This is a genomic window from Pseudomonas sp. PVC-3-1 (genome assembly GCF_057444315.1).
The window spans coordinates 3,864,105-3,880,921 of record NZ_CM172023.1 but is presented as its reverse complement, the minus strand read 5'-3'; the positions used below and the strand labels follow the sequence as shown (position 1 = coordinate 3,880,921).

The 16,817-nt window shown below is 66.2% G+C and carries 13 protein-coding genes; 5 read left to right on the top strand and 8 right to left on the bottom strand.

Annotated elements, in window-relative coordinates:
* Positions 1-17: 17 nt before the first annotated feature.
* The 6 genes from katG to AC2T4A_RS18115 form a co-directional block, all read right to left on the bottom strand.
* A complete protein-coding gene (katG, locus tag AC2T4A_RS18140) occupies positions 18-2,210 on the bottom strand; it encodes a catalase/peroxidase HPI (protein WP_486741432.1) in 2,193 nt (730 codons plus the stop codon).
* Positions 2,211-2,572: 362 nt separating this feature from the next.
* Positions 2,573-4,414: an amidohydrolase gene (locus AC2T4A_RS18135; RefSeq protein WP_486741431.1), complete on the bottom strand. Its 1,842-nt coding sequence runs from the start codon at positions 4,412-4,414 to the stop codon at positions 2,573-2,575.
* A 10-nt stretch (positions 4,415-4,424) separates the two neighbouring features.
* Positions 4,425-5,243: an alpha/beta fold hydrolase gene (locus AC2T4A_RS18130; protein WP_486741430.1), complete on the bottom strand. Its 819-nt coding sequence runs from the start codon at positions 5,241-5,243 to the stop codon at positions 4,425-4,427.
* An 83-nt stretch (positions 5,244-5,326) separates the two neighbouring features.
* Entirely contained in the window at positions 5,327-5,896 is a 570-nt protein-coding gene (locus AC2T4A_RS18125; protein ID WP_416749452.1) for a putative antibiotic biosynthesis monooxygenase, read from the bottom strand.
* A 1,276-nt stretch (positions 5,897-7,172) separates the two neighbouring features.
* A complete protein-coding gene (locus tag AC2T4A_RS18120; RefSeq protein ID WP_486741429.1) occupies positions 7,173-8,552 on the bottom strand; it encodes an ATP-binding protein in 1,380 nt (459 codons plus the stop codon).
* Between the two features lie 204 nt (positions 8,553-8,756).
* Complete coding sequence (locus AC2T4A_RS18115) at positions 8,757-9,713, bottom strand: GlxA family transcriptional regulator (protein WP_486741428.1); 957 nt, start codon at positions 9,711-9,713, stop codon at positions 8,757-8,759.
* A gap of 349 nt (positions 9,714-10,062) precedes the next feature.
* On the opposite strand from AC2T4A_RS18115, the gene AC2T4A_RS18110 reads away from it, so the two are divergent.
* From AC2T4A_RS18110 to AC2T4A_RS18100, 3 genes are read left to right on the top strand one after another with little or no spacing between them, the layout of a single operon-like run.
* Positions 10,063-10,719 (top strand): hydrolase, encoded by a 657-nt coding sequence (locus AC2T4A_RS18110; protein ID WP_486741427.1) that lies wholly within the window; start codon positions 10,063-10,065, stop codon positions 10,717-10,719.
* A 59-nt stretch (positions 10,720-10,778) separates the two neighbouring features.
* A complete protein-coding gene (locus tag AC2T4A_RS18105; RefSeq protein ID WP_486741426.1) occupies positions 10,779-11,189 on the top strand; it encodes a DoxX family protein in 411 nt (136 codons plus the stop codon).
* Between the two features lie 8 nt (positions 11,190-11,197).
* Positions 11,198-12,469, top strand: a complete 1,272-nt coding sequence (locus tag AC2T4A_RS18100; RefSeq protein WP_486743696.1) for an OprD family porin — start codon at positions 11,198-11,200, stop codon at positions 12,467-12,469.
* A 129-nt stretch (positions 12,470-12,598) separates the two neighbouring features.
* On the opposite strand, the gene AC2T4A_RS18095 is transcribed toward AC2T4A_RS18100, so the two are convergent.
* Positions 12,599-13,807: a YbfB/YjiJ family MFS transporter gene (locus AC2T4A_RS18095; protein ID WP_486741425.1), complete on the bottom strand. Its 1,209-nt coding sequence runs from the start codon at positions 13,805-13,807 to the stop codon at positions 12,599-12,601.
* 134 nt (positions 13,808-13,941) lie between these two features.
* Between AC2T4A_RS18095 and AC2T4A_RS18090 the strand changes: the two genes are divergently transcribed.
* Positions 13,942-14,814 (top strand): LysR family transcriptional regulator, encoded by an 873-nt coding sequence (locus tag AC2T4A_RS18090; protein WP_486743695.1) that lies wholly within the window; start codon positions 13,942-13,944, stop codon positions 14,812-14,814.
* A gap of 100 nt (positions 14,815-14,914) precedes the next feature.
* Here AC2T4A_RS18090 and AC2T4A_RS18085 read toward each other — a convergent pair whose 3' ends face one another.
* Entirely contained in the window at positions 14,915-15,826 is a 912-nt protein-coding gene (locus tag AC2T4A_RS18085) for a LysR substrate-binding domain-containing protein (RefSeq protein ID WP_416749440.1), read from the bottom strand.
* Between the two features lie 215 nt (positions 15,827-16,041).
* Between AC2T4A_RS18085 and AC2T4A_RS18080 the strand changes: the two genes are divergently transcribed.
* Positions 16,042-16,599, top strand: a complete 558-nt coding sequence (locus tag AC2T4A_RS18080) for an AraC family transcriptional regulator (RefSeq protein ID WP_478378767.1) — start codon at positions 16,042-16,044, stop codon at positions 16,597-16,599.
* Positions 16,600-16,817: the final 218 nt, after the last annotated feature.

Sequence of the window (16,817 nt, the reverse complement as noted above, 5' to 3'; positions counted from 1 at the left end):
TGCTCTTCCCTGCCCGGTCAGCGCGGCAGGTCGAAGCGGTCGAGGTTCATCACCTTGGTCCAGGCCTTGACGAAGTCATGGACGAACTTGCGTTCGCCGTCCGAGCAACCATAGACCTCCGACAGCGCCCGCAGCTGGGAGTTTGATCCCAGTAGCAGGTCGATGCGGCTACCGGTCCACTTCGCTTCGCCGGACTTGCGGTCACGGCCTTCGAACTGGTCATTGGCGTCGGAGGTCGGCTTCCACACGGTGCCCATGTCCAGCAGGTTGACGAAGAAGTCGTTGCTCAGAGTGCCCGGGCGCGCGGTGAACACGCCGTTCTGCGAGCCGCCGGTGTTGGCGCCGAGCACACGCAAACCACCGATCAGCGCGGTGACTTCCGGTGCGCTCAGGGTCAGCAATTGCGCCTTGTCGATCAGCAGCGCTTCGGCCGGCACCGAGAACTTCGATTTGAGGAAGTTGCGGAAGCCATCGGCCACCGGCTCCAGCATGCCCACCGAGTGCACGTCGGTCTGCTCCTGGCTGGCGTCCATGCGGCCCGGCGCGAACGGTACGCTGACGGTGTGGCCACCCTTGCGCGCGGCCTCTTCCACGGCGGCATCACCGGCCAGGACGATCAGGTCGGCCAGGGAGATCTTCTTGCCGCCGACGGCCGAGGCGTTGAACTCGGACTGGATTTCACCCAGCACGCCAAGCACCTTGGCCAGTTGCTCCGGCTGGTTCACCGGCCAGTCCTTCTGCGGCGCCAGGCGGATGCGCGCGCCATTGGCGCCGCCGCGCTTGTCGGAGCCACGGAAGGTGGAGGCCGACGCCCAGGCGGTGGAGACCAGTTCGGAGACCGACAGCCCCGAGGCCAGTACCTTGGCCTTGAGGGCGGTGACGTCCTTCTCGTCCACCAGCGGGTGGTCGACCGCCGGGATCGGGTCTTGCCAGATCAGCTCCTCTTTCGGCACTTCCGGGCCCAGGTAGCGAGCCAGCGGGCCCATATCGCGGTGAGTCAGCTTGAACCAGGCACGGGCGAAAGCGTCGGCGAACGCCTCGGGATCTTCGTAGAAACGACGGGAAATCTTCTCGTAGACCGGATCGACGCGCAGCGAGATATCGGTGGTCAGCATCGAGGGCGCGCGGCGCTTGGACTTGTCATGGGCATCGGGAATGCTGCCGGCACCCGCGCCGTTCTTCGGTTGCCACTGGTGGGCGCCGGCGGGGCTCTTGGTCAGCTCCCACTCGTAGCCGAACAGGTTCCAGAAGAAGTTATTGCTCCAGCGCGTCGGCGTGGACGTCCAGGTGACTTCCAGGCCGCTGGTGATGGCATCGCCACCCGAGCCCGTGCCGAACTTGCTGACCCAGCCCAGGCCCTGGTTTTCCAGGCCGCCGGCTTCCGGATCAACCCCGACGTTGTCCGCCGGGCCCGCGCCGTGGGTCTTGCCGAAGGTGTGGCCGCCGGCGATCAGGGCGACGGTTTCCTCGTCGTCCATGGCCATGCGCGCGAAGGTCTCGCGGATGTCGCGGGCGGCAGCCACCGGGTCGGGGTTGCCGTTGGGGCCTTCGGGGTTCACGTAGATCAGGCCCATCTGTACGGCGGCCAGGGGGTTCTCCAGGTCACGCTCGCCGGTGTAGCGCTTGTCGCCGCCCAGCCAGGTGGTCTCCTCGCCCCAATACACGTCCATGTCCGGTTCCCAGACATCTTCGCGGCCGCCGGCAAAGCCGAAGGTCTTGAAGCCCATGGACTCCAGGGCGACGTTGCCGGTGAGCACGATCAGGTCGGCCCAGGACAGCTTGGCGCCGTACTTCTGCTTGATCGGCCAGATCAGCCGGCGAGCCTTGTCCAGGCTGACGTTGTCCGGCCAGCTGTTGAGCGGGGCGAAACGTTGCTGGCCACGGCCAGCGCCGCCACGGCCATCGCCGATACGGTAGGTGCCGGCGGCGTGCCAGGCCATGCGGATGAACAGCGGGCCATAGTGGCCGAAGTCGGCCGGCCACCAGTCCTGGGAGTCGGTCATCACGGCGCGCAGGTCGGCCTTGACCGCTTCCAGGTCGAGGGTCTTGAAGGCCTCGGCGTAGTTGAAGTCCTCACCCATGGGGTTGGACTTGGAAGAATGCTGGTGCAGCAGGTCCAGCCTCAGCTGGTTCGGCCACCAGTCACGGTTGGAAGTACCACCACCAGCGGTCTGGTGGAACGGGCAGCTACCTTTCTTTTCTTCACTCATTGCAGGCTCCTTGGGGGCGCCTATCGTTGGCGCCTTGTATTCGCACAACCCATCAGAAGATAGATCAAACGGGGCGGGCTGCTATTGCAGTTTTCGATTGGCTCGGACGGTAAAAGGCTATCGATGGGGGTGGCGAAAAGCCTTGTTGCAGGTGCCTTGGGCGCGAACACCGTGGCGTCGGGCACATGGACGGCGTAGGAGCGAGCTTGCTCGCGAACCACCCGGCGCCGATTCGATCCGGTGTGAGGCGAGTTCGCGAGCAAGCTCGCTCCTACAAAAGAGCTCCAGATCGTCGGCAGGAGGTAGAAGCGGACTCCGTCCGCGATCGGCATCCGGCCCTTGCGGACCGGACCATTAACGCGTCAGAACGCGAAGCAGGAACAACCGAACGCGCCCCAGAACCCGGCGAAGTCGCTCACCGGCACGTCTTTCGTGCGCGCGCGTTCATGGCTGTGTCCATGCACGCCACAGGAACCGACGCACTGGTGCACGGCCTGCTGCAGCGGCGCCTGCGGGCGCCAGTGGCCGGGAACCATGGCCACCGGAGACCATTCCGGCACCACCGGGATGCTCGGCGGGGCCAGCTTGTCGAATTCGCGGTCGCCATGGACGATCTTGCCGCCCACCACGGTGAGCACCGACTCGACGGTCTTGATCGCCTCCTCCTCGACGCTGAAGAAGTCCTCCGAGAGCACCGCCAGGTCCGCTAGTTGGCCGGCCTTGAGCATGCCCTTCTTGCCCTGCTCGCTGGAGAACCAGGCGCTGCCGTGGGTGAACAGCCCGATCGCCACCTCGCGGGACAGGCCCTCCGGATACAGGCTCAGGCCGCCCACGGTCTTGCCGCTGACCATCCAGTACAGCGAGGTCCAGGGGTTGTAGCTGGACACGCGGGTAGCGTCGGTGCCAGCGCCCACCGGCACGCCTTCGGCCAGCATGCGCTTGATCGGCGGCGTGGCCTCGGCGGCCTGCTTGCCATAGCGGTCGACGAAGTACTCGCCCTGGAAGGCCATGCGGTCCTGGATGGCGATGCCGCCGCCCAGGGCACGTACGCGCTCGATATTCTTCGGCGTGATGGTCTCGGCATGGTCGAAGAACCACGGCAGGCCGTTGAACGGGATGTCGCGGTCGACCTTCTCGAACACATCGAGCATGCGCGAGATGGATTCGTCATAAGTCGCGTGCAGGCGGAACGGCCAGCGTTGCTCGACCAGGTGACGCACCACCGGCTCCAGCTCCGCTTCCATGGTGCCGGGCAGGTCCGGGCGCGGTTCGAGGAAGTCCTCGAAGTCCGCCGCCGAGAACACCAGCATCTCCCCGGCACCGTTGTGGCGCAGGAAGTCGGTGCCCTGGCCGTAGGTGACGCTGGAGGTCCAGTTCTTGAAGTCCGCCAGCTCTTCCTTGGGCTTCTGGGTGAACAGGTTGTAGGCGATGCGCACGGTGAGCTGGTCGGCGTCGGCCAGTTGCTGGATCACCTGGTAGTCGTCCGGGTAGTTCTGGAAACCGCCGCCGGCGTCGATCACGCTGGTCAGGCCGAGACGGTTCAGCTCGCGCATGAACTGGCGCGTCGAGTTGACCTGGTATTCCAGCGGCAGCTTCGGCCCCTTGGCCAGGGTCGCGTAGAGGATCATCGCGTTGGGGCGGGCGATCAGCATGCCGGTGGGCTCGCCGTTGCTGTCGCGGACGATCTCCCCGCCGGGCGGGTTCGGCGTGTCCTTGGTGTAGCCGACGACCCGCAGCGCGGCGCGGTTGAGCAGCGCGCGGTCATACAGATGCAGGACGAACACCGGGGTGTCCGGCGCCGCCTTGTTCAGCTCTTCGATGGTCGGCAGACGGCGTTCGGCGAACTGGAATTCGTTCCAGCCACCGACCACGCGCACCCACTGCGGCGACGGCGTGCGCTGGGCCTGCAGGCGCAGCATCTCCAGTGCGTCGGAGAGCGACGGTACGCCCTCCCAGCGCAGTTCGAGGTTGTAGTTCAGCCCGCCGCGGATCAGGTGCAGGTGCGAGTCGTTGAGGCCGGGAATGACAGTGCGACGGTTGAGGTCAACCAGTTGGGTCGAGGCATCGCGGTAGGCCATTGCCTGGGCGTCGGTGCCGACGACCAGGAACTTGCCGTCGGCGATGGCCACGGCGGTGGCGTGCGGGCGTTCCGGGTCAACGGTGTGCAGCTTGCCGTTGAACAGGATCAGGTCTGCATTGCTCATGTTCGGTACCTCAGCGTTGCAGGAAGGCCAGCAGGTCTTCGTTGAGTTGTTGCGCATGGGTGACGGCGAAGCCATGGGGAGCGCCGGCGTAGACTTTCAGTTCGGCGCCCTTGATCTGTTCGGCGGCCAGCTTGCCGGTGGTTTCGAACGGCACGATCTGGTCGTCGTCGCCGTGGATCACCAGGGTCGGTACGTCGACCTTGGCCAGGTCCGCGCGGAAGTCGGTTTCCGAGAAGGCGCTGACGCAGTCCACCGTGCCCTTGAGCGAGGCCAGCAGGGCGATGTTGAGGGTCTGGGTGAGCACGCCATCGGATACCTTCTGGCCGTGGTTGGTGCCGTAGAACGGCGCGGCGAAGTCGGCGATGAACTGCGCGCGGTCCTGCAGCAGGCCGGCCTTGATGCCGTCGAACACGCCCTTCTCCACTCCCTGGGGGAAATCAGCGGACTGACCGAAGATCGGTGTGACCGCGCCCAGCAGCACCAGGCCGGCGACGCGGGAGGTGCCGTGGCGGCCGATATAGCGGCTGACATCGCCGCCGCCCATGGAGAAGCCGACCAGCGTGACCTCGCGCAGGTCCAGGTGCTCGATCAGGCCGGCGATATCATCGGCGAAGGTGTCGTAGTCGTAGCCGCTCCACGGCTGGCTGGAACGACCGAAGCCGCGGCGGTCGAAGGCGATGGTGCGGTAGCCGCGGCTGCTCAGGTACTGCATCTGGTATTCCCACATGTCGCCGTCCAGCGGCCAGCCGTGGCTGAACAGCACGGGTTTGCCGCTGCCCCAGTCCTTGTAATAGATCTCGGTGCCGTCGCGGGTAACGAAAGTGCTCATGGAAACTCCTCTGCCTGCCATGCAGGACGATGTGGGAACGGGCGCCGCGCGGGCGCCGCGGGAGGGGGAAGTCAGGGGAAGGCTCAATCAGCGTTGAGCCAGCCAGCGCAGCGACGCGTCACCCAGGGCATGATCAGGTAAACCACCAGAAGGACGATGCACAGGGTCACCAGCAGATTGCTCGGCACCACACCGGCCAATACCGGGAAACGTTCGAACGCGGGCCCCCAGAGCGGTGGGATGACCATGGTCAGCGGGCTGATCACCAGGTAGGTCAGCAGCGCCTGCTTCCATTTCGGCGGCTGGCGCACGTTGCCGTGCTCGGGGGTGAACCAGAATTCGGCGTCGTTGTGGATCAGCGGGTGGTCGCCCTCTTCCAGCAGTGGCGAGACCTCGTCGATCAGCTCGGCGCGCTCGCGGGAGTCGATCCAGGCCTGCAGCTGACCGGCGCGGGCGAAGCGCACCACGGTGGTGAACATCGCGCCCTCGCCGTCCGGGCGGATCACATTCACACCCAGGTGCCCCGGCTGTCGGCGCGCCGCAGCGACGGTGCGGCGTAGCCAGGCCTCGTAGCTGGGCAGAGCTTCGCAACGCACCTTGTGGTGAACCACCAGCGTCACCACGCTGTTCAGATCGATGGTTTCGGCGCTCATGGGTTTCCCGGACTCATGATTGAGGTCCGGTCACTATGGCGTTGAGGTCGACCGACCTATTGGACGCATGTGCTGGGTTGGGGCTTTTGCTTACGTAGGCCGCATAACCTGGAGCGGGTCATCCGCCCGACATTGATGATGGGGCGACCTGTAGGAGCGAGCTTGCTCGCGAACGCTCTTCCTGGGTATCCCGGCGCTGGGCGGTTCGCGAGCAAGCTCGCTCCTACGAAAAGCATCAACGTGCGCGATGTGAGACACGGCTTTGGCCTCGGCAGCGGCTGGCCTGTTGGACGCATGCGCTGGGTTGGGGCTTTTGCTTACGTAGGCCGCATACCCCGAAGCCGGGTATCCGCCTCACATTGGCGATGGGGCGACCTGTAGGAGCGAGCTTGCTCGCGAACGCTCTTCCTGGGTATCCCGGCGCTGGGCGGTTCGCGAGCAAGCTCGCTCCTACGAAAAGCATCAACGTGCGCGACGTGAGACACGGCTTTGGCCTCGGCAGCGGCTGGCCTGTTGTACGCATGCGCTGGGTTGGGGCTTTTGCTTTCGTAGGGCGCATACCCCGAAGCGGGTCATCCGCCCGACATTGATGATAGGGCGACCTGTAGGAGCGAGCTTGCTCGCGAACGCTCTTCCTGGGCGTCCCGGCGCTGGGCGGTTCGCGAGCAAGCTCGCTCCTACGAAAAGCATCAACGTGCGCGACGTGAGGCGCGGCTTTGGCCTCGGCAGCGGCTGGCCTGTTGGACGCATGCGCTGGGTTGGGGCTTTTGCTTACGTAGGGCGCATAACCCGAAGCGGGTTACCCGCCCCACATTGGTGATGGGGTGACCTGTAGGAGCAAGCTTGCTCGCGAACGCTCTTCCTGAGTGTCCCGGCGCTGGGCGGTTCGCGAGCAAGCTCGCTCCTACGAAAAGCATCAACGTGCGCGACGTGAGGCACGGCTTTGGCCTCGGCAGCGGCTGGCCTGTTGGACGCATGCGCTGGGTTGGGGCTTTTGCTTACGTAGGCCGCATAACCCGGAGCGGGTCATCCGCCCGACATTGATGATGGGGCAACCTGTAGGAGCGAGCTTGCTCGCGAACGCTCTTCCTGGGCGCCCCGGCGCTGGGCGGTTCGCGAGCAAGCTCGCTCCTACGAGAAGCATCAACGTGCGCGACGTGAGGCACGGGACGCCGGGCTTTTGTAGGAGCGGACTCTGTCCGCGATGGGTCCGCATCGCGCCGGAGAGCGATCGCGGACAGAGTCCGCTCCTACGCGCAGTAGGGCGATGGCGCGATCACGCGGCTGTGACGGCGAGCCCCGGCAGGGTCACCTGCTGCATGTATGCCCGCGCGGTGTTCGGCACCCGGTAGCGCACCTCGCATTCGCCCTGCTCCACCCACAGCAGCGACTTGTCCGCCAGTTGGCGCACGGTGGCGAACGCGCACTCGCGGCACAGGCGGTCACCATCAAGGGAAGCCACCGCCGCGTCGAGGGTGAAATCCTCACCCAATTGCGCAAGCAGGCGCAGGCAGCGTTGCTCGGCGACATCCAGCAGGCCATAGCTCCAGTCATAGGTCGCGCGCAGGCTCTGCTGTCGCGCCGGAGCAGTGCGGCGACCGGGCATCAACAGGTGCATCGGCGTGTCCAGCAATGCCGGCAGCCCCGCGAGACCCAGGATACCCACCTGCCGCGCCGCCATTTCGATGGCCAGGGGAATGCCATCCAGGCGCCGGCAGATGTCGATGATGGCGCGCACTTGGCTGGGTTTGAGCTCGAAGCGGTCGCAAACCTCCCGCGCGCGCATCACGAACAGCTGCACCGCCGAACTGCACATGGCCAACGCCAGCGGCGCATTGTCCTGCGCGGGCACCTCCAGCGGCGGCAGGCGCACCACGCGCTCACCCTCCGCGCGCAGCGGTTCGCGGCTGGTGGCGAGGATGCTCAGTACCGGGTGCAGGCGCAGCAGGTGCTCCACCGCCTCGGCGCAGCGCTCGGCAAGGTGCTCGCAGTTGTCCAGCAACAACAGGGTCGGTTCATAGGAAGGCTCGCGCAGGAGAATGGCGAGGCTCTGGCTCAGGGAGACGCCGTCCGGGTCGGCCGACAGGTCGAGAAAGCGCACCTGGCTGAAGTGCTTGCCGAGCTGCTCGGCAGCGTGGATCGCCAGCGAGGTCTTGCCCATGCCGCCGGGGCCGACCAGGGTCATCAGGCGCGTGGCGGGCATCTGCTTCACCACCCGCGCGAGCAGCGCCTGGCGGCCGACCAGACCCATCAGCAGGATCGGCAGGTTGCTGGCGCGCACTTCGCACGGCAGTTGCACCGCCTGCGCCGGAGCGACCACGCTCTCCACCACGCCGACGAAGCCATAGCCGCGCAGCGGCACGTTGGCGATGTAGCGCTCACCCGTGCGGCCTTCGCCAAGGGCACGCCGCAGGGCTGCGATGTGCACGCGCAGGTTGATCTCTTCGACCACGGTGTCGCCCCAGACCTGGGCGATGATCCTGTCCTTGCCGATGATCTCGCCGGGTTGGCGGATCAGCACCTGGAGAATATCCAGCGCCCGGCTGCCGATGCGCACCGGACGATCCCCCTGCAGCAACTGGCGCTTGTAGGGGTGGAACTGGAAGCTACCGAACTGCAGGATGGTCTCGGTGCGGTTTTCCGTGCTTGCGCTCATGTCCTGCTCACGTCTGCGGATCTGACGGATCGCTCTACAACGGGTCCTCCAGGCGATCTGGCCAGTACCGAGGTGACGCGCCCCTGATGATTGGTGAGGGTATTTTCCCGCCCTCGTGTGACAGCGCAATTCCCACAGGGGGAAGGATTCGGCCAACTTGGGTGCGCCAGACGGTCAATCGCCACGAAATGCGGCGCAAAGCCATCAGGCAAAGCCGAATTGCTCGCGATACTGGCTCGGCGTCATGCCGATCCGCTCGCCGAACACCGTGCGCATATGCCTCGGGCTGCCGAAGCCGCTGCGGCTGGCCACCTGCTTGAGCGGCAGGTCGCTGCTTTCCAGCAACTTGCGCGCCTGGTCGATGCGCGCACTCTGCACGTACTGCATGGGCGTCATGCTGGTTTCGCGCTGGAAGGCGCGGGCGAAGTTGCGCGGGCTCATGGCCACCAGTTCGGCCAGGCGATTCACCGTCAGCGGTTCGTCGATGTGGTCCACCACATAGGCCTGGGCGCGGGCGATCACCGAGCCGTCGCGCACCACCGATACCAGCAGCGGGCCGAACGGGGTCTGCCCGCCCTGGCGCTTGAGCACCACCAACAGCACCTTGGCGACCTCCAGGGCGACGTCCTTGCCGTGGTCCTCGGCGACCACCGCCAGCGCCATGTCGATGCCGGCAGTAACGCCGCCGGAGGTGATCAGGTTGCGGTCGATGACGTAGATGCGCTCGGCCTGCACCTGGGTGCGCGGGTACAACTGCGCCAGGCGCTCGAGGTAGTTCCAGTGGGTGGTGCAGCGGTAGCCATCGAGCAGCCCGGCGGCGCCCAGCAGGAAGGCGCCCGTGCACACCGCGCCATAGCGTTTGGCTGCGCGCGCCGCTACCGGCAACCAGGCGTTGAGCGCCTCGTTGTTGCCGTTGTAGGCGCCAGGACCGCCGGGCACCAGCAGCAGGTCCACACCCGCGAGCAACGCTTCCAGCGGCAGGTCGGCGCTCATTCTCAGGCCGCTGGAGGCGCGCACGCCCTCGGGCTTCGCCGCCACCGTCAGCAACCGGTAATGCCGCTCCGCCGGCAGGTAGCGGTTAGCCATGGAGAACACCTCCATCGGCCCCGTCACATCCAGCGCCAGCACATCGTCGTACAGCACCATGGCCACTGTTTTCATTCTTCTGCTCGCACGCAAACGGGGCTTGGCGGTCTCGCGTGCCCCGGTATAGGAAAAAACCACTGTACCGATTCGCCGCACTGGCGAATCGCACGTTTGCATCATTCTGCGCCGGACGGGCCGAGCACACAGGTCCAATAAATGCCGCGCCGGCGAAACCATAGTTTGCCCATCGAAGCGCTCCACAGGCCCTTTGCAGAACTGCAAAGCCACCCTGCAAAGCTGTCTGTTCCGCGACTCGCAGCGTTCGGCAAAGATATCTCCACGGTTCGCAGCCAAGTCCTGCGAAGCCCCAGAACGATCCAGCCGCCACTCCACTGATCCACGCAACCTACCAAGGAATCCAACCATGACCGCCATCGCCAAAGCCGTTCCCGGCAAAACCCTGCTCAACCCCACCGACCACACCCTGATCATGATCGACCACCAGTCGCAGATGTCCTTCGCGACCAAGTCCATCGACGCCGTGACCCTGCGCAACAACGCCGCCCTGGTGGCCAAGGCCGCCAAGGAATTCGACGTTTCCACCATCCTCACCACCGTCGCCGAGAAGAGCTTCTCCGGCCCGATCTTCGACGAGATCAAGTCGGTCTTCCCCGGGCACAACGTCATCGACCGCACCAGCATGAACACCTGGGAAGACCCGCGCATCGCCGTGGAAGTGAACAAGTTCGGCAAGCAGAAGATCGTCCTGGCCGGCCTCTGGACCTCCGTGTGCATCGTCGGCCCGGCGCTGTCGGCCATCGACCAGGGCTTTGAGGTCTACGTGATCACCGACGCCTGTGGCGATGTCTCCACCGAAGCCCATGAGATGGCCCTGCAACGAATGATCCAGCTCGGCGCCCGCCCGATGACCTCCCTGCAGTACCTGCTGGAACTGCAACGCGACTGGGCCCGTGGCGAGACCTACGATGCAACCGTGAAGACCTCCATCGAACACGGCGGCGCCTACGGCCTGGGCCTGATCTACGCCAAGACCATGTTCAACGCCAGCGAAGGCCACTGAGCCTGAGCAGCCGAAAGGGGCGGCATTGCCGCCCCTTTTTCATTCCCGGGATAAACACCATGCCGACCCACGACCGCTCCGGCGCGCTGGCGCTGCTGTTCATGCGCGTTGCCGCCGCCCTGCTTCTGCTCCAGGTACACGGGCTGCCCAAGCTGCTGCACTGGCAGAGCGAACTGCAGCACATCGAAGACCCGTTCGGCCTCGGCGCCACGCCGACCCTCGCGCTGGCGGTGTTCGCCGAAGTGCTTTGCCCGATCCTGCTGATCCTCGGCGTGTTCGCCCGCCTCGCCTGCCTCCCGGTAATCGCCGTGCTGCTGGTGGCGCTGGTATTCGTACACCCGCAGTGGTCGCTGGCTGAGGGCCAGTTTGCCTGGTGGATGCTGATACTCTTCACCGGCCTGGCGATTGCCGGCCCTGGCAGCTACCGCCTCCCCCTGCCACGCTCTGCTGCATTGCACGCGGAGCCCTGACCGTGGCCCTGCCCCTGAGAAACGCCCTGTTCCCCTGTGCACTGGCGCTCGCCTGCATCCAGGCCCACGCCGCCGACTGGTCGCTGCTGTCGCGCAACTACTTCCTCGACAACGACTATCGCAGCCCCGGCCCCAACGGCCAGAGCCTGCGCCGAGAGTGGGCGCACGGCTTCATCGGCAAATTCAGCAGCGACGTCACCCCCGGCACTATCGGCCTGGGCGTCGACGCCCACGCTTTCCTCGGCCTGAAGCTCGACGGCGGGCGCGGCCACGCGGGGACCGGTCTGCTGCCACTGGACAGCGACGGCCGCAGCGAGAACGAGTATTCCGACGCCGGCGCTGCGCTGCGCCTGGTGCATGAGAAGACATCCCTCGCGTGGGGCGAGATGGAAGTGGAAACCCCGGTGTTCGACACCGGCGACAAGCGCCTGCAACCCGAGTACGCCACCGGCTGGTTCCTGGACGACCGCAGCCTGCCGGGGCTGCGCCTGCAGGCCGGGCGCTTCACTGCCTTCAAGAACCAGAACTCCAGCTCCAGCCACGGCGAGTTCGAAGGCTACGGCGCCAGCACCCGCTTCGGTGGCCTGAGCCTGGCCGGCGCCACCTGGAACGCATCCGACGCCAACTGGGGCGGCGCCCTCTACGCCAGCCAGCTGGACGACGTCTGGCATCAGGCCTACGCCAACCTCAACGGCCGCCTCGGTCGCTGGTCGGTGGACGCCAATCTGTATAAGACCGGCGACACCGGCAGTGCCCGCGCCGGGGATATCGACACCCTGGCCTGGAGCCTGCTGGGCAAAGTCGCCCTGGGCAGCCATGCGCTGAGCCTCGCCTATCAGAAGATCGACGGTGACACGCCGTTCGACTTCGTCGGCGGCGACTCCATCTACCTCGCCAACTCGATCAAGTACGCCGACTTCAACGGCCCCGGCGAACACTCCTGGCAGGCACGCTATCAGTGGGACGGCGCCAGTTCCGGCCTCGCCGGCCTGACCCTTTCCGCGCGCTATGTGCGCGGCAGCGGCATCGACGGCACCCACGCCCCTTGTGGCGGCGCCTACAACCCCATGGAAGGTGGCGCCTGCCAGCCCGCCTATGGCGACGGAGGCAAACATTGGGAGCGCGACCTCGATGTGCGCTACGTGGTGCAGTCCGGCCCGGCCAAGGACCTGGCACTGAGCTTCGCGCAGGTCTCGCACCGCGCCAACGACGCCCAGGGTGGCGCGGATATCGACCGTATCTATGTGATCGTCGAATACCCGCTCAAGGGCGTCTTCTGAACCGAGCCGACAGACATCCGGACCTGTAGGAGCGAGCTTGCTCGTGAACCTGCTTCACGCCGGACATTCCCGGCACGTGGCGTTCGCGAGCAAGCTCGCTCCTACAGAAATCCGACGCGCCGGCGTGGGTCAGCCACGCACCGGCTCACCGGCCTGCGGCGCCGCCTTGAACAGCAGCGCCAGTTCCATCAGCACGGCCAGCACGATGGCGCCCGCCGCTACTGCGAAGAGCAGCGCGTAATGCCCGTGGCTGGCACTGAACAGCGCCGAGTAGGCGTAGCCAGCGATGGCCTGGAAGCTGGCGAAGGACACCGTCGCCCGGCTCCAGGTGGCGTTCTGCGCGGCGTGGCCAGGCACGAGCTGATGCACCCGCGCCAACGCCAGCGGCACGATGCCTGGCGGGAACGAACCGATCACCACGCTCGCCATGCCCAGCAGGCGCAGGTCAGCGGTTTCCAGCAGCAGGCCGAGCGCAAGGAATTGCGCCACCAGCACCAGCCGAATCGCCGCCCTCGCGCCCAGATGGTCGGCGAGGAAGCCATACACCACCGGTCCGACGATGGCGCCAATGCCATAGAGCGTCCAGATCAGTGCGCCGCCGTGGGTACCGGCACCCAGTCCACGGGCCACGTAGTCCACCAGGAACATCATCGGCGCCACCAGCGCAGACGCCATCAGCGCGTACTGGGCGAACAGCACGTAGACGCCCGCCGAAGCACGCGCCTGCTCTGCCCTGTGCGCCTGGGCATGAGCGTGCTCCTGCGGCCAGCCGAACCAGCTGCTCAGGCTGAGCACCAGGGCCAGCGCGCCGAGGCCCAGCCAGGTCTGCACCAACCCCAGAGCCAGCAGCAGCGGCACCAGCGTGCCGGAGGCGGCGATGCCCAGGCCGATGCCGAGGAAGATCGCCCCGCTGGCCAAGCCGCGACGATTGGCGGCCACGTGCGGCAGAATCGTGCTGGCAGCCAGCACCATGATCACCCCGCCGGAAATCCCCGAGGCCAGTCGCCAGAAGAAGAACCACGCCTGGTTCAACGGCCAGGCGCAGGCGAAGAAAGACAGCGTGACCAGCAGCATCATGCCGCGCAGCACCGCGGCGCTCGACCAGCGCGCCGCCAGCGGGCGCCCGGCCAGCGCACCGACCAGATAGCCGGCAAGATTGGCGGCGCCCAGGTAGACCACGGCGGACGCCGAGAACCAGCGCGCCTCGATCAGCGCCGGGATCAGCGGCGTATAGGCGAAACGCGCCAGGCCGATGCCGACCAGGCTGGCGCACAGGCCCGACCAGATCGGCAACCAGAGGGAGCCTCGGCTGGCGAGGCGGGAAGCATCGGTATTCATGACAACCCCTATCGCGCCGTCAGGGCGGCGCCGTTACGTGGTGATGGGGAGATCATAAAGTTGCGTTTCGATGCAGTAATGCAGCGATTTTTCATGCCACCATTGCGTTTCTGCATCACGAGGTTTTCGCCATGATGAACTGGGACGATGCCCGCGTATTTCTCGCCCTGTGCCGCGAACAAACCCTGCGTGGCGCCGCCCGCGTGCTCGCGGTGGACCAGGCGACTGTAGGCCGGCGCCTGGCGTCGCTGGAGCGCTCGCTGGAAGCGACGCTGTTCCTGCGCACCTCCGCCGGCTACAGCCTCACTGCCGCCGGCGAGATCGCCATGGCGGCGGCGCAAGCCATGGAGTCCTCCGCCGCCGAACTGCAACGGCAGATCCTCGGCATGGACGACCGCATGAGCGGCGTGGTGCGAGTCACCACCACAGACTCCTTCGCCGCCGACTACATCATCCCCGCCGTGGCCGCCCTGCACCGCGAGAAACCGGGAATCCAGGTGCAATTGCAGACCTCCACGCAGATGCTCAACCTGAGCAAGCGCGAGGCCGACATCGCCGTGCGCACGCACCAGCCCGAGAACCCCGACCTGATCGTGCGACGCGTGGCCCGCTGGGGCAGCGGCCTGTTCGCCTCTGCGCAGTACATCGCATCACGCGGCGTGCCCGAGCCGGGAACCGCCTTCGCCGGGCACGACCTGGTGGTCTATCAGCCGTATCTGGATGCCGGCAAGGAAGTATTCCTGGCCTCCGAGCCGATCATCCACGGGCGCATCGCCATGAGCTGCACCTCCGGCTTCATGGTCCGCCGCGCGCTGGCTGCCGGCCTGGGCGTGGGCGAATTGCCGCTGCCGCTGGGCGATGCGGATGGGCTGGTGCGCCTGTGGCCGGAACGCGCGCCCCTGCCCTACGACGTGTGGCTGGTCACCCACAAGGATGTGCGCCACACGGCGCGGGTGCGCGCGGTGATCGACGCCATCGCGCAGGCGTTTGCCGCAACCGGGAGTTGAGGCTCTTTGCAGGAGCGAGCTCGCTCGCGAACCGCCCAACGGTATCCGCCGGCGCCTGGCAGGAGAAACATAGCGAAGATACCCCAGCGATCTGCGGAGCTCAGGGCACCGGCGCGCTCATGTACTCGACCATCCGCTCGCGCAGCCAGCGCTCGGCCGGGTCGTTGTCGTGGGCGGCGCTCCACACCAGCGACAGTTCCGCCGGCTTGATTTCCAGCGGCGGGTCCTCGGCGCGCAGGCAGCTGTCCTCCACCAGCGCGCAGGCCGCGTAGTCGGGGACAGTGGCAATCATCTCGGTGTTGCGCAGCAGCGCACGCAGGCTGCCGAACTGCGGTACGGCGAGGACCACGCGGCGGCGGCGATCGATGCGTTCCAGGTCCAGGTCGATGGCGCCGTTCAGGTCGCCGGAGAAGGACACCATCACGTGCGGCCGCGAGCAGTATTCGTCCAGGGTCAGCGGGCCGGGACGATCATCGCCGCGCAGTACCTTCACGCCGATATCGCGCAGCTTGCGTCGCTTGGCGTTGGCCGGCAGGTCGGTGGTGTAGCTGACCCCGGCGGTGATCTCACCGGAGGACAGCAACGCCGGCATCAGCAGGAAGTTGGCACGGCGCACCACCACGGTGATGTTCGGCGCTTCCTGTTGCAGTCGCGCGAGCAACGCCGGGAACAGGCCGAACTCGGCGTCGTCGGAAAGCCCCAGGCGGAAGATGTTGCAACTGCTCTCGGGCTCGAAGGTCTTGGCGCGGCTGACCGCGGCGGAGATCACGTCCATCGCCGGCCGCAGCTCCTCGAAGATGTGCAGCGCCCGGCTGGTGGGTTCCATGGCGCGACCGGCACGCACCAGCAGCGGGTCGTCGAAAAGGTCACGCAGGCGTGCCAGGGCGGCGCTGACGGTGGATTGGGTGATGAACAGCTTCTCGCCGACGCGGGTGAGGTTCCGCTCCAGCATCAGGGATTCGAAGATCACCAGCAGGTTCATGTCCAGGCGGCGCAAGTCGTTTCGGTTCATGGCTGGTCGCTCGGGGCTGTGGGTTGGGCATCTTTGCACAAGACGAGGGCCGCGCCAGTCGATCATGAAACAGGGTGTTTTTCTTGGACGCGTGTGCTCATTCGCGCACCGTTTGGCTTAATCCGATTGAGCATCGGATCACCTTGATTTACCTTGAATTTTTTACATTCCGGAGCGGCATTTCAGCCGCCGATAAAAACCAGAAGAGAGACGCCATGCCCGCACCTGCCCACCAGGTAGCGACCATGCTCGCCCCCCAGACCCACCGCCTGGTCCAGCAGCTCATGGAGGAGCTGGAAAGCCAGGGCGACGGCCTCCACCAGGCCAGCCAGCGCCTTTGCCAGCACTTGCTGGAACACTACCGGATGCCCGAGCCCTGCAATGACGGACCGGATGCCTGCGAACGCCTCGCCCTCGCCCCCTGGCAGGAACGCAAGGCCAAGGACATCCTCGCCGGCAGCCTGCTCAGCCGTCTGTATATCGCCGATGTCGCCGAGCAATGCGGCATGTCGCGCAGCCATTTTTCCCGCGCCTTCAAGCAGGCCACCGGGTTTGCGCCACGGGAATGGGCGCTGCGCCTGCGCATCGACCGCGCCCGCGAGCTGCTGGCCAGCGGCGACGCGCCGATCTCCCAGGTCAGCCAGGAATGTGGCTTCGCCGATCAGTCCCACTTCTGCCGCAGCTTCCGCAAGCTGGTGGGCTGCACGCCGAACCGCTGGCGGCAGGCCAGCCGGGTGGGCGGAACACGGGAACTGGAGCCACCGGCCATATAGGAGCGGACTCCGTCCGCGATGGGTTTGCCCCACTCCGGACGGATCGGAGCAATGCTGAGTCGATCGCGGACGGAGTCCGCTCCTACACATCCCACCGGCGTGAACGGGTCGTACCTGCAGCGGCAACCCGCGATTCAGCTTCGTTCAGGAAAGGTTCAGCCAGGATCGGTCGAACCTTGAGATATGACAGTCCTACAGCAATTTCCTACAGCTACGCT

Excerpts from the sequence above, each read along its gene's own strand:
- AC2T4A_RS18085 (WP_416749440.1), bottom strand. The coding sequence starts at position 15,826 with ATGAACCGAAACGACTTGCGCCGCCTGGACATGAACCTGCTGGTGATC.
- AC2T4A_RS18130 (WP_486741430.1), bottom strand. The coding sequence starts at position 5,243 with ATGAGCACTTTCGTTACCCGCGACGGCACCGAGATCTATTACAAGGAC.
- AC2T4A_RS18080 (WP_478378767.1), top strand. The coding sequence starts at position 16,042 with ATGCCCGCACCTGCCCACCAGGTAGCGACCATGCTCGCCCCCCAGACC.
- AC2T4A_RS18115 (WP_486741428.1), bottom strand. The coding sequence starts at position 9,713 with ATGAAAACAGTGGCCATGGTGCTGTACGACGATGTGCTGGCGCTGGAT.
- katG (WP_486741432.1), bottom strand. The coding sequence starts at position 2,210 with ATGAGTGAAGAAAAGAAAGGTAGCTGCCCGTTCCACCAGACCGCTGGT.
- AC2T4A_RS18090 (WP_486743695.1), top strand. The coding sequence starts at position 13,942 with ATGAACTGGGACGATGCCCGCGTATTTCTCGCCCTGTGCCGCGAACAA.
- AC2T4A_RS18120 (WP_486741429.1), bottom strand. The coding sequence starts at position 8,552 with ATGAGCGCAAGCACGGAAAACCGCACCGAGACCATCCTGCAGTTCGGT.
- AC2T4A_RS18125 (WP_416749452.1), bottom strand. The coding sequence starts at position 5,896 with ATGAGCGCCGAAACCATCGATCTGAACAGCGTGGTGACGCTGGTGGTT.
- AC2T4A_RS18135 (WP_486741431.1), bottom strand. The coding sequence starts at position 4,414 with ATGAGCAATGCAGACCTGATCCTGTTCAACGGCAAGCTGCACACCGTT.
- AC2T4A_RS18110 (WP_486741427.1), top strand. The coding sequence starts at position 10,063 with ATGACCGCCATCGCCAAAGCCGTTCCCGGCAAAACCCTGCTCAACCCC.
- AC2T4A_RS18105 (WP_486741426.1), top strand. The coding sequence starts at position 10,779 with ATGCCGACCCACGACCGCTCCGGCGCGCTGGCGCTGCTGTTCATGCGC.
- AC2T4A_RS18095 (WP_486741425.1), bottom strand. The coding sequence starts at position 13,807 with ATGAATACCGATGCTTCCCGCCTCGCCAGCCGAGGCTCCCTCTGGTTG.